This is a genomic window from Fictibacillus sp. KU28468 (assembly GCF_026153615.1).
GTDB classification, from domain to species: domain Bacteria; phylum Bacillota; class Bacilli; order Bacillales; family Fictibacillaceae; genus Fictibacillus_C; species Fictibacillus_C marinisediminis.
The window spans coordinates 2870858-2884782 of sequence record NZ_CP110666.1 but is presented as its reverse complement, the minus strand read 5'-3'; the positions used below and the strand labels follow the sequence as shown (position 1 = coordinate 2884782).

At 45.8% G+C, this 13925-nt stretch carries 6 protein-coding genes; all 6 read left to right on the top strand.

Features of this window, described 5'->3' with window-relative positions; all coding sequences use genetic code 11:
- The first annotated feature begins 17 nt into the window (after window positions 1-17).
- The 6 genes from OKX00_RS14910 to OKX00_RS14885 all read left to right on the top strand — a co-directional run bounded on the left by OKX00_RS14910 (window position 18) and on the right by OKX00_RS14885 (window position 13919).
- Complete coding sequence (locus tag OKX00_RS14910; protein ID WP_265407858.1) at window positions 18-947, top strand: GGDEF domain-containing protein; 930 nt, start codon at window positions 18-20, stop codon at window positions 945-947.
- Window positions 948-1075: 128 nt separating this feature from the next.
- Window positions 1076-4576, top strand: coding sequence for a helicase-exonuclease AddAB subunit AddB (addB, locus tag OKX00_RS14905; RefSeq protein ID WP_265407857.1), 3501 nt, complete (start codon window positions 1076-1078; stop codon window positions 4574-4576).
- Complete coding sequence (addA, locus tag OKX00_RS14900; protein ID WP_265407856.1) at window positions 4569-8330, top strand: helicase-exonuclease AddAB subunit AddA; 3762 nt, start codon at window positions 4569-4571, stop codon at window positions 8328-8330. Before addB ends, addA begins: the two co-directional genes overlap by 8 nt.
- A gap of 31 nt (window positions 8331-8361) precedes the next feature.
- A complete protein-coding gene (locus OKX00_RS14895; protein ID WP_265407855.1) occupies window positions 8362-9537 on the top strand; it encodes a metallophosphoesterase family protein in 1176 nt (391 codons plus the stop codon).
- Complete coding sequence (locus OKX00_RS14890; RefSeq protein ID WP_265407854.1) at window positions 9534-12935, top strand: AAA family ATPase; 3402 nt, start codon at window positions 9534-9536, stop codon at window positions 12933-12935. Before OKX00_RS14895 ends, OKX00_RS14890 begins: the two co-directional genes overlap by 4 nt.
- A gap of 309 nt (window positions 12936-13244) precedes the next feature.
- A complete protein-coding gene (locus tag OKX00_RS14885) occupies window positions 13245-13919 on the top strand; it encodes a YIP1 family protein (protein WP_265407853.1) in 675 nt (224 codons plus the stop codon).
- Window positions 13920-13925 lie beyond the last annotated feature (6 nt).

Here is a 13925-nt window from a genome sequence, read left to right as displayed (position 1 = left end):
ATAGAGGGATCCAACCTATGCCAGAAACGGACATTGCCGACCTCAAAAGCCGTCTTTATAACCTTCATATCGAATCCATTCCCAGCATTATCGAGAGGCACCTTCTTCATCTGGAAAAGAATGAACTGTTTGTTCCCTTTCTGACCTATACAGATTCAGAATACCAGATGCATCTTAAATGGATGTTAACTGCCTTGATAAAAGGCATTTTTATACATAATGAAGAATTTAACTCCTGCATGGAACGAATTGAAGATCGGGGTTTCAAGCAGGGATATGATTTTGCCGGGCAAAGGGCAATCCCCCATCAGCTCCTTCCTCTTTTAGCAAAGAGTCTGAGGCAGGCGGGCAACAGTGTTATTCAGAACCTGATTAAGGAAGAAACAGCTGAAAACAAACTGTTTTTCCTGGAGAGATGGGGACATGCTGCCAATTCTTTAATGATCGGGGTTTTAAGCGGTTATTTTTCAAAGCAAGTAACCGATCTGAAAGAGCTGAGCATCAGAGACCCATTAACGAACCTATATAACAGGCGCTACTTTTATCATTGCCTGGAAACAGAGGTCCTGAAGGCAAAAAGGGGCCAATATCCACTGTCACTGATTATGATGGACATCAATGATTTTAAAGAGATCAATGACCAGTTCGGCCATCATATGGGAGACGAGCTGCTGCAGCAGATCGCTTTCTTTGCGGAAAAGCTGAAAATGGATCTCGGCTTCCGGTTTGGAGGCGACGAGTTTGTATTCTTGATTCCCGGCCATACAGAACAAACGGCCTATCAGCTGGCCGGCCAGATTGATCTGTATTTGCGTTCGTGGAATGAAAAGGTCTCGCTGGCCTATGGAACCATTTGCCTTCATGCGGATGCGGTTGACAATATTGATCATTACCTGCGTCTTGCGGATGAAAGAATGTACATGAATAAAAGAAACATAAAGCAATAATGAATAGAATGATCAGTGCCTGCCTTGTTCCAGTTAAAGGCAGGCTTTTCTGCAGTCGTTATCATTCTTTTACATACTGTTTTATGAGATAATAGGTTTAAGATTATTAGGTTGACAGAGGTGAGGATATGAGTTTGCGCTTTATTCTTGGAAGAGCCGGAAGCGGAAAGAGTGACCGCAGTTTAAGCGAGATCAGAGAATCTCTTTTTGCAAATCCGGAGGGAAAACCCATTATCTATTTGGTGCCCGATCAGATGACATTTCAATCCGAATATGAGTTGGCAAAGACACCTGGCCTCGAAGGAATGATGCGTGCCCAGGTGTTCAGTTTTTCCCGTATGGCATGGAAAGTCCTCGGTGATGTCGGAGGGATGACCAGACTTCATATTACAAGTGTCGGAATGAACATGATGCTCAGAAAAATAATAGAAAACAAAAAACAGGATCTAAAGGTATTTAAAAAAGCGTCAGATCAGAATGGATTCTATGAACTTATGGAAAATATGATCACTGAATTCAAGCGATACTGCGTGGATGCCGAGCAGCTCGACTGGAACGCTCAGACGCTGCTGCAATTTAACAGCGACGCAAAAGGAACTGTTCTTCAGGACAAGCTTACGGACCTCGCCCTGATCTATGGAGAATTAGAAAAAGCATTGGTTCATAAATACGTGGATACCGAGGATTATTTAAGGCTGCTGGCAGAGAAGATTCCTTATTCAGAGTATATAAAAGAGGCTGAATTCTACATAGACGGTTTTCACCAGTTCACGCCGCAGGAACTTGAAGTCATTCGGATGCTGCTGAAACATGCAGATCATGTAACAGTTGCCCTGACTCTTGATTCATACGAAAGTTCTGGACATCCCCATGAGCTTGATCTGTTCTATACTCCGAAAAATACACTTCTCTCCATTAAAAAAATAGCACAGGAAGAGGGTGTGTTTGAAAGAGAGCCGGTTATTCTGGAAAAAACGCCAAGGTTCAGCGGCACACCGTCTCTGGCTCATTTAGAAAGCCAGTTCGACCGCAGGCCAGCTATGGAATTTGATGCGCCAAACGGCATTTCTGTTCAATCTGCCGTTAATCGGAGAACGGAAATCGAGGCCGCTGCCAGGGAGATCATCCGCCTTGTCCGTGATGAAAACTACCGATACAGGGAGATCGCCCTCTCCATTCGAAACATGAATGATTATTACGACCTGATTGAAACGGTCTTTGAGGAATATGAAATTCCCGTCTTTTTAGATCAGAAGAAACCGATGCTTCACCATCCACTCGTTGAATTGATCCGGTCGTCGCTGGAAGCTGTGACAAGCAACTGGCGGTACGAATCGGTTTTCCGTGCTGTAAAAACAGATCTGCTTTATCCTGTAGACAGTGATTTTTCATGGGCAGAACTTCGCCATGAAATGGATGAACTGGAGAATTATGTGCTCGCATACGGCATTCAGGGATATCGCTGGATAGAGAAGAAGCCGTGGAAGGTGCAGCGTTTTCAGGCGCTGGAAGAACATGAATTCGTCCAGACAGATGAGGAAAAAGAAAAGCAGGAGCGGCTGAACGAAGTCAGGCATATGGTTGCGTCTCCGCTGGACAAACTTTCACATGACTTGAAAAACGCGGACAATGTCCGGGGGTTCTGTGAGGTGCTGTTTCTTTATCTTGAACGTCTGCACATCCCGATGAAGCTTGAACGTCTCAGTCAAAGAGCACAGCAGGAAGGTAAGCTCAGGATTGCACGAGAACATGATCAGGTCTGGGATGCAGTTGTAGAGCTTCTTGATGAGATGGTAGAGATTACGGGTGAAGAAAGCATCAAGCTTGATCTATGGATCAAAATGCTGGATACAGGCTTAGAAAGCCTAAAGTTTGCCCTTGTACCGCCTGCCCTCGATCAGGTGCTCGCCGGAACGATGGACCGCTCCCGTTACTCAGGCGTAAAATGCCACTTCATATTGGGGGTCAATGACGGGATTCTGCCGGCAAAGCCGAAGGAGGAAGGAATACTTTCAGAAGATGACAGGAATGTTCTTGAAAAGAACGGCCTGCCTCTTGCTCCTGATTCAAGAAGGCAGCTTTTAGATGAACAATTCCTCATCTATCTTTCACTGGCGAATGCCACAGACAAGCTGTATATCTCTTATCCGCTGGCAGATGAGGAGGGGAAGAATCTGCTTCCTTCCATGGTGATCGGCAGGGTGAAATCACTGTTCCCTGGACTTAAAGAAGAATTGATTCAAAGCGATCCGGAAAACGGCAACGATTTGGCTTATATCCAGCATCCTCAAAAGGCGATTTCCTATCTCAATACCCAGCTGCGTGAATGGAAGAAAGGCTATCCCATCTCAGGGGTTTGGTGGGATGTTTATAATTGGACTACCGTTCAGGATAGGTGGAAATGGCTGGGGGAAACCGTGCTGGGAAGTCTATTTTATTTTAACCAGGAAAACAACCTCACACCGGCTGTAACGAAAGAGTTATACGGAAATGAGATTACGGCCAGCGTTTCAAGGATGGAACTGCACCAGTCATGTCCTTTTTCACAGTTTCTTTCCTATGGGCTGAAGCTGCACGAAAGAAAGCTGTATAGATTGGAAGCACCTGATATCGGTCAGCTGTTTCATGCCGCTCTAAAGAACATGGATGATTTTCTGGGCTCCAACCACATGAGCTGGCGCGATCTTTCCATGAAGGATTGTTACCGCATTGCGGGAGACATGGTGGAAAGCCTCGCATTAAAACTTCAGAGCCAGATCTTGCTCAGTACGAAACGCCATTTATATATAAAGAGCAAATTAAAGGATATTGTCGGCAGAGCGTCCCATATGTTAAGCGAGCATGCGCGAGCCAGCGGCTTTGCTCCAATCGGCCTTGAACTGGGGTTCGGCAAACAGCAGCCCCTTCCGCCGCTTAAATATCAATTGCCAAACGGCACAACCATGGAGATTATCGGAAGAATTGACCGTGTGGATTCCGCCGAAGGGTCAGACGGACTGATGTTAAGAATCATTGATTATAAATCAAGCTCGACAGGGTTAAACCTCTCAGAAGTTTATTATGGGATCGCCCTGCAGATGCTTACGTATCTTGATGTTGTCATCAGCCACTCCAAACAATGGCTCGGAAGGGAAGCACACCCGGCCGGTGTTCTGTATTTCCACATCCATAACCCATTAGTTTCAAACAAAAAGCTGCTGACGCTTGAAGAGGTGCAGCACGAACTTTACAAGAAGTTCAAGATGAAAGGCTTGGTACTGGCAGATACTGAGACGGTGCAATTGATGGATACGGTGTTTGAAAAGAAATCAGATATCATACCTGTTTCCATTACTTCGAAGGGTTTTCATCCTACTCACTCATCTGTAGCAACCGAGGAAGAGTTTTCAACGATGACGAATTATGTTCGAAAGGTCATTAAGGATGTCGGCACAGACATTACGGAAGGGGTCATAGATATCTCCCCTTATCAAATGAAAAGTAAAGTGCCATGTACCTTCTGCTCCTATCGTTCGGTATGCCAGTTCGACCAGTCGCTCGAAGAAAATCAATACAGGCTGTTAAAAGACGAAAGTGATGAGAATATATTAGCCAAAATGAACGAGGAAGGAGGAAGCAGCGATGATTAAAATAGCAGAAAAGCCCGCAGACAGCTTATGGACAGATGACCAGTGGCAAGCGATTCAATCGAGAGGGCAGGATATTCTTGTTGCTGCTGCAGCAGGATCGGGAAAGACAGCCGTGCTTGTTGAGCGGATTATTTCGATGATCAGAAAAGAAATCGCTGATGTCGACAGAATGCTCATCGTTACATTTACAAACGCCGCCGCTGCTGAGATGCGAAAAAGGATAGGAGATGCGATTGAAAAAGAGCTTTCTCTGCATCCGGCCTCGCTCCATCTGCGAAGGCAGCTCGGTTTGCTGAATAAAGCCTCCATTTCCACGCTTCACTCCTTTTGTATTGAAGTACTGAGAAAGTATTATTATCAGATCGATCTGGATCCGGGCTTTAGGATTGCCGATGACACCGAAGCAGAATTAATCAGGCAGGAAGTATTGGAAAATCTGTTTGAAGAAGAGTACAGCAAGGGAGAGGGCCATGCGTTCTTTGATGTGGTTGATGCATACAGTTCAGATCGGAATGATATTGAACTGCAGCGCCTTATTCTAAAGCTCTATGATTTTTCAAGAAGCCATCCTGAACCAGCACAATGGCTGCAGCAAATGGCGGCTCAGTATGATGCTGGTGAAGTGGCGATAATCGATGATCTGCCTTGGACGAAAGAGCTGCTGGAAGATGTGGCGATGCAGCTGAAAGGCTTAGGAACCGTGCTTGAACGTGCACTTGACACAGCACGGTCTCCTGAAGGACCTGCCGCATACGGAGAAACGATTGAAAACGATCTGGTTTTTGTAAAGCGCCTTGAAGCCGCTGCAGTCTTATCCTGGCAAGAGCTTTATGACGTGTTTCAATCCGGTGCTTTTGCAACGATGAAACAGGTGCGCGGAAAAGAGGTAGATCCTGTTCTCAAAGAAAAAGTAAAGAAGATGCGGGACCAGGTAAAAAAGAAAGTCTCTCAAATAAAAGAAGATCTGTTCAGCAGGCCACCGGAGTCGTATGTGATTCACTTGCAGGAGATGGCCCCGGTTGTAAAATATCTTGCAGAACTGGTTCAAGAGTTTGGCCGCCGTTTTTTAAAAGAAAAGCAGGAAAAGGGGTTGCTTGATTTTGGGGATCTTGAACATTTTTGTCTGGAGATCTTGAGCGCGCCTTCTTCAACAGTTGAGAACCCAGTACCTTCTTCTGCAGCGCTTGAATACAGAAACCGTTTTGTAGAGGTTCTGGTTGACGAGTATCAGGACACGAACCTCGTGCAGGAAACCATTGTCAGGCTGGTCAGCAAAGGAAAAGGAGAACAAGGGAACCTGTTTATGGTCGGGGATGTGAAGCAGAGCATTTATCGTTTCCGCTTGGCTGAACCAGGACTTTTCTTATCGAAATACAAGCAATTTTCCAAGCAGGGTGATGGAGGAAACGGACTGCGGATCGACCTGGCAAAAAACTTCAGGAGCCGTTCGGAAGTACTTGATGCTGCTAACTATATTTTTAAGCAGATCATGAATGAGTCTGTTGGCGAAATCGCATACAGCAAGGAAGCTGAACTTTCTTTTGGCGCAAATTATTATCCGGAAACCGCAAAAGTGGAAGCAGAACTTCTGCTCATCAATAAAAGTTCCCCTGTACTTGATGAAGAGGGTGAGGCGACCGGTGAAAGCGAGAAATCGGACAGTGAAACAGTACTGCTTGAAGCAAGGGTAATGGCAGAGAAAATTAAACAGCTGATCGGCACAGAGAGTAATGCCTCTTATCAGGTTCTTGATAAGACAACAGGAAACATGAGGCCGGTAAAATATAAAGATATCGTTATTCTGCTCCGTGCAACGAGCTCCTGGGCTCCCATCATCCTGGAAGAGTTCAAGCGCCAGGGCATCCCTTCTTACGCGGAGCTTTCTAGCGGGTATTTCGAAGCTGTGGAAGTCAACATTATGCTTTCCCTGTTAAAAGTCGTTGATAACCCGCTGCAGGATATCCCGATCGCTTCTGTACTGCGTTCTCCAATTGTAGGGTTCACCGGGGATGAAATGGCCGCTGTCCGGCTGGCAGATAAAAAAGGCACCTATTTTGACGCAGTGACAGAATACATCGCCACCGGAGAAGATGAAAACATCATCAGCCGGCTGCAGCACTTTACGAAGAAGCTCGGTCAGTGGCGTGAAACCGCGAGACAAGGTTCTCTCGCAGAATTAATTTGGAGAATCTACCGGGAAACGGGCTATTTTGATTTCGTAGGGGGCCTTCCTGGTGGCAAACAGCGGCAGGCTAACCTTCGTGCGCTATACGACCGGGCAAGGCAATACGAAAAAACATCGTTCCGCGGGCTCTTCCGATTTCTTCGATTTATCGAACGGATGCAGGACCGCGGGAAGGACCTGGGTGCGGCCCGTGCACTTGGAGAACAGGAAGATGTCGTGCGGGTAATGACGATTCATAAGAGTAAGGGTCTGGAATTCCCGGTTGTTTTTGCAGCGGGGTTAAATAAACAGTTTAATACGATGGACCTGAAGGAGAGCGTTCTTCTGCATAAAGAACTCGGGCTTGGCACACGGTATATTAATCCGAGATTCAGGGTGGCCTATCCTACGCTTCCGCAGCTAGCGATTCAGCGCAGAAAGAAAATGGAGCTGCTGGCAGAAGAGATGAGGGTATTGTATGTCGCCTTAACACGGGCGAAAGAAAAGCTTTATCTGCTGGGGACACTTAACGATCTGGAGAAGTCCGTCAATCAATGGGGAGAAGCACTGGGAAGCGAAGAATGGCTTCTCCCGGACTATGACCGCTCACAGGCAAAAAGCTATTTGGACTGGATTGGCCGTGCGGTAATCAGACACAAAGACAGCGGCGATCTGAGAAACCATTTGCAAAGTGCAGAACAGGGAAGAGGCGAAACGTATATTGACCCGGCGAAGTGGCGGATCGATATCTTTGATGCTGCGGATTATGAAGAAGAACACGAAGGCAGAAAAATTCTTCAGGAAGAAATTCTATCAGCTATTAAAGAATACAAGTCTGTCGATCTCGGTTCTGAAGAAAAAGAAGAAGCAGAACGGCGTCTGAACTGGGAATATGGCTACAAACTATCGACGGCGACTTTATCGAAGCAGTCGGTCACCGAAATTAAAAAACAGTATCAGTTCCTCGATGAGTACAGCGATCGTCCGTTGGCTGGCGGCTTTTCGTCGGCAAATGCGAGCAGGCCAAGGTTTATGCAGGAAAAAACGCTGACAGCGGCAGAACGGGGAACGGCTATGCATGCTGTTATGCAGCATATTGATCTGTCCTTGCAGGCTGAACCCGAACAGATTAAAGAGCTGCTTGCAAAAATGGTGAACAAGGAACTTTTAACAGACGAACAGGCTGCTCATATTGACTTTGGCGCCATTTCCAGATTCTTTGAAACCGACATTGGAAAAAGGGTAAGCCAGGCACCAAACATCATAAGAGAGATGCCGTTCAGCATGGCGCTCCCCGTGGAGGAAGCCGCGTTGACATGGCAGGGTACAGCCAAGGAAACTATTCTTGTACAAGGTGTTATCGATTGTATGATTGCTGAAGAAGATGGGTTTATTTTGATAGATTATAAGTCGGATACCATCAGCAACCGCTTTGCCGGAGGATTTGATGGAGCGAAGCAGATATTGCTTGAACGGTATCGTGTGCAGCTGGAGCTATATGGAAAAGCGATAGAGCGGATCTTAAAGAAGCCAGTTAAAGCGAGTTATTTGTATTTCTTTGACGGAGGCCATTTATTGCAAGTGAAATAGAGTGGCAAAAGAAAGAAAAGGAGGGAGCAGAATGAGGCTGCTTCACACGGCAGATTGGCATTTAGGAAGAACACTGGAAGGGCGCAGCAGACTGGAAGAACAGCAGCAGTTTCTCGATGAACTGGTCAGCATCGCAGAGGAAGAAAAAGTAGATGCAGTGATCATGGCGGGTGATGTGTTTGATACAGTCAACCCGCCGGCTGCAGCGGAACAGATGTTTTATGATACGATGGCACGGCTGAGCGATAAAGGAAAACGGCATGTGATCGCCATTGCGGGAAATCATGACCATCCTGACCGTCTTTCCGCTTCCTCACCCCTTGCAGGAAATCTAGGCATAACACTTGTCGGGCTGCCTGGGACGGAAATGTATTCATATGGCATTAAGCGCACACAGGAGAAATTGAATGTCTGTGCTTTGCCTTACCCCTCAGAATCAAGATTAAGAGAAATGCTTTCTGATTCCGGAGAAGAACTGCAGTTACGAAATGAGTACGATAGCTGGGTCGGAAAATATTTTCAAATGATGTCGGGCCATTTTTCACCTGAATGCGTCAATATCGCGATGAGCCACTTATATGTTGCAGGCAGCAACGAGAGTGACTCAGAACGGCCAGTACATATAGGGGGAGCTTATACAGTCGCGGCTGAAACACTGCCGGAAGCTGCACAATACGTAGCTCTTGGCCATCTCCATCGGCCCCAGAACGTCAAGAGGGCCAAAACGGCCGCGCGGTATTCCGGTTCGCCGCTCAGTTACAGTTTTTCGGAAGCAGGCCACACGAAATCCGTCACTATTGTTGATGTTGAACCAGGTAAAGCTGCTGAGATAAAAGAGATTCCGCTGACATGCGGAAAGCCGCTGGTCGTCTATCAGGCAAAAGGAGTAGCAGAGGTTTACCGCTGGCTGGAGGAAGGGCTGAACAGCAGTGCCTGGGTGGATCTCTCTATCTCTGTGCAGGACAGCATCGCGATGGAAGATATACAATTCATCAGAAAAGCCCATAAAGGCATTATTCATATCAAACCCATTTTTGAAAACAGCACTTCACAGGAAATGGCTGTACAGAAGAAGCTGCCCATCGACGAGCTGTTCAGTAAATTTTACGAACGTCAGACAGGCGGCGGTATTCCGGATGAAAAGGTGATGTCCCTTTTTCTCGAGCTGATTTCAGATGAAGAAGAGGAAAGGAGTGCTGCAGAATGAGGCCGATCTTATTGCAGGTGGCAGGTTTGCAAAGCTTTCGCGAAAAACAGAGCATCGATTTTGATACGCTGTGCGGGGGAGGGGTCTTCGGAATCTTCGGCCCAACCGGCAGCGGCAAATCCAGCATTCTTGATGCCATTACCCTTGCGCTGTATGGAAAAGTAGAACGGGCAGCTGGCGGCACACAGGGCATACTGAACCATGCCGAGGACACACTTTCTGTATCGTTTACATTTGAGCTTGGTGGAGGATCAGCTCCTTCACGGTATAAAATTGAACGGAACTATAAGCGGACCGGAGAGCACACGATTCGCACCAGCACATGCAGGCTGCTCGAAAAAGAGAATGATAGCTGGGTGGTCCATGCTGATAAAGAACGGGATGTAACACAGCAGGTGCAGCAGCTTCTTGGACTTACCATTGAAGATTTCACGCGTGCGGTTGTCCTGCCCCAAGGAAAATTTGCTGAGTTTTTATCGTTAAAGGGAGCAGAACGGAGACAGATGCTTCAGCGGCTGTTTCAGCTTGAAAAGTACGGAGACAGTTTAAACCAGAAATTAAAGAAACGTGTGGAAGAGGCAAAAGGGGTCAGGGATCATCTGTCTGCAGAGCAGGCGGGTCTTGGCGATGCCTCCAAGGAAGCCCTCAAGGATGCTGAGATGGCCTGGAATCAAGCTCAGCAAGAGGTAACTTTAAAGAGGAAAGAGACAGATGCACAAGAACAAAGCTACGAAAAAAATAGACAGATCTGGCAAGCACAGGTACAGCTGAAAGCTTTGGAAGAGGAAGAAGCACGGCTTCAAACAAATGCCGGCAGGATTCAAGTCTTTGAACAAAAATTGCAGAACGCAAGGACTGCAGATCTGTTGATGCCCTATGGTGATGCCGCTGAAAAGGCCGAGGAAGAATGGGCTTATTATATAAAAAGAGAAGAAGAACTGCGCGTTCAGACCTATCAGGCGAAAGAACGGACGGATGATACGGATCATAGGTATGAAGAAGCAAAAAAAGAAAAAGAGAACCAAGAACCGCTTCTGATCGCAAGGAAAGAACAGCTTCTTACAGCCATAGAAATGGAAAAAGAAGCGCGTTTGAAAAAGAAGAGCGCACAAGAAAAAAAGCAAATTCTAACAGAACAGAAGCAACAGCAGCGTTCGGTCCACAGCCAGCAGAAAGCGGCAGAAGAATTATTGCATAAAGCCATTAACCGGCAGAATGAACTGCAAATGCAGTTAAAAGCAACAAATGTTTCTTCCGCAGACAGAGAGAGGATTAACCGTGCAGCTGAGTATGCTTTGGAAATGGACTATACAGCCAAACAGTTCAGGGAAGCAAATGCAGCCTTTGATAAAACCATTAAACTCCTGGGTACAAACGAAGCCGAATCGGAGCGGCTGAACGAAAAGAAAAAACAGCTTGAAAACAAGATTCAGCAAACAGGAAACCGCATTCTTGCACTTTATAATGAGCTGTCCGATCTTCAGTATGGTCAAGAACTGATGACTCATACGGCCGAGGAAATGGAAGAGCAGCTCGTGTCTAAAAGAGAGCTGGACCAGGCGAAAGTCCTGGCGGCAAAACTTTCTGAACAGTTAATGGACGGTGAGCCATGCTTGGTTTGCGGATCACTGGACCATCCTCATCCAATGGAGCATTTTAAACCTGACGAAGAGGCAGCCGGACAGATCCGGCAGATGAAAGTGATACAAAGGGATTCAGCAGAATTGAAAAATGAAATTCTATTGATGAAAAACAGCATGGAACGGATGTCCGAAGATCTCCATCAATTTCTAGAGAAATCTGAAGCTGCAGCGGGCCTGATTTCTTCTCCATCAGAAAAGCAGATATCTCTTCATTCCCTTTCAGATCTAAATCAGCAGCTGCAGGATACAAAGGTGAGTGTCAAAGGATTGCGACAGGACATCCTTCAGATCGAAGATGAAACGAAAAGGATCCGCTCTGAGTTCCATGAATTATCTTCCGTTGAACATAAGGTAAATGCACAGCTTGATAATTTACAGAATGAAGCAGAGGAACGCAGGGAGAAGCTTGTTGAGCTGGAGTCTGCACTGAAGCAGCAGCAGACCGGTTGGAAAGAGCGTTTTCCAGACCTTCCTCCCGGCCAGGTAAAAGAAGAAAAAGAACGGGTACGGTCGCTGGATGCCCAGCGGGAGAAGATAGAAGAAGGTCTTCTAAAAGCAGTGCCTTTTATTGAAGAAAAAGAAAAAATTATCGAGGATTGTCGAAAACAGAGCATCGATATCGACCGCAGCATTACTAAGCTTGAAATTGAGCATAGCAGTCTGCTTCAGGAATACACGCGATTAAGTGAAAAGTCAGAACGAATTACGGGCGGACAGGATGCGGAGGCTTATCTTCAGCAGACTGAGCAAAAACTCAGCAGTCTTTCGGAACAAGTGACACAGCTTGAAGCACAAAGAAAAGCGGCTTTGGATCATTATCATACAAAGGATAAAGAATGGCGTTCTGCCTTGGATGCAAAAGAAAAAAGTGAACAAAGAAAAGAAGAATGTCTTATCGCATGGGAAGAAAAAAGAAAGTCTTCGCAGTTTGAATCACTGGAGAAATTAAGAGAATGCATGGCATCTGAACAGGTTCAGAAATCATGGAAGTCAGAGATTGATGTGTATTATGATCAATGCAAACGGACGGAATCAGAGAAACGAAAAATAGTAAATGAATTAAATGGAGCATTGTTGACGAAGGAGCAATGGGATGAAATCACCGCTTCTTTACAGCGTGTTAAGGAAGAGCTTCAGACCTCCATTCAGAAGATGGGAGAAGCAGGACAGTATCATAAGGACCTGGAAATGAGACATGTCCGCTACAATGAGCTTGAAACAGAAAAAAGAGAAGTGGAAGAACAGCTTAAAACTCTCGGTAAACTGCAAGCCGTCTTCAGAGGCAACAGCTTTGTTGAATATGTTGCAGAAGAGCAGCTTGTTCAAGTAAGCCTTGATGCTTCAAACCGTCTTGCCCAGCTAACCCGCGGCAGGTATGCGATTGAAGTGGACTCGTATAATGGATTTGTCATCCGAGATGATGCGAACGGCGGTGTTAAAAGACCTGTTTCAACGCTATCCGGTGGTGAAACGTTCCTGACGTCCCTTGCGTTGGCGCTTTCCTTGTCCACACAGATCCAGCTTAGAGGGAAATATCCGCTTGAGTTTTTCTTCTTGGATGAAGGGTTTGGCACGCTCGATCAGGAGCTGCTGGACACGGTCGTCACGGCATTGGAAAAGCTTCATACAAACGCTTTGTCAGTCGGCATCATTTCTCATGTGCCGGAACTCAAAGCAAGATTAACGAAGAAATTGATTGTCACACCTGCTAATGCCGAAGGAAATGGCAGCCGGACAGCAATTGAAAATACGTAAAAAAATGCGTTCCGATTTAGGAACGCGTTTTTTTAGTAGAGGATCCCGTGATCCGCGATATTCACAGTGACCTTCGCGGATAGAGCAATTTGGGGAAAGTCCTTCTCCCAATCGGTTTTTTTCCAAATCTGAATGATAGGCGTTCAGCTCTAGGCCGATGCCAATCGTGTAAGAATTTGCATTTTAAAATCATTCGGAATAGAGGGTTTTGTAAAAAGAAAAATACGTTATTTGCCAAATCAAGACAAAATTGATAAAAAAATTGTGATATGATGGAGGAAAAAGAAAGTAATGGAGGGGGACCATAAGTTGCCGGGTGAAGTGCATATTTTGAAAAGTCTGGTTCAGCCCAGGGAGCAATTTGGTTATTTCCGCCGGTTTCACAGAGCGGAAGGATTTTTTCTGCGGTTTTTGATGATCTGTATCGTAAGTGCCTTTATGACTGCGATCAGTTATTTTCTTTCAGCAGAACATCTGCTGAATATGCCGATTGTAAAAGAAGTGAAATTAACAGAAACCAAACTGCAGGCAAGCAAATATTTATTAATGGTGGCAGGGGGCTTGATCGGCTTTATAACGCCTGCTGTTGTGATAACTTTGATGTCGATTGTTTTTCTTCCCTTCTTTAGAGAGGTTGGTTTTAAGAAACTCTTTGTGCTTCAATCGATTGTTTATTGTGTTTTCTTAATTTCCTCCCTCATTAAGCTTCCGTTTCAAGGGATGCTTCATACAAATGAAGTACTCAGCCCGTTAAGTCTTGGAGTCATCGCCAATTACATGACCAATAACGCGTTTATCATATCCCTTTTTGGATTTATATCGCTATTTACCGTTTGGGCGTTCTATTTAACGTATACCGGATTAAAACAGGCGAGCTATAAATCGAAGACCTATATCATTGCTGCTGTATCGCTTTTATACATAGGGTTCATACTGTTGTCCTCACTGACCTATGCAATGCAATATGGCCAGCTTACTTTATAATGGGGG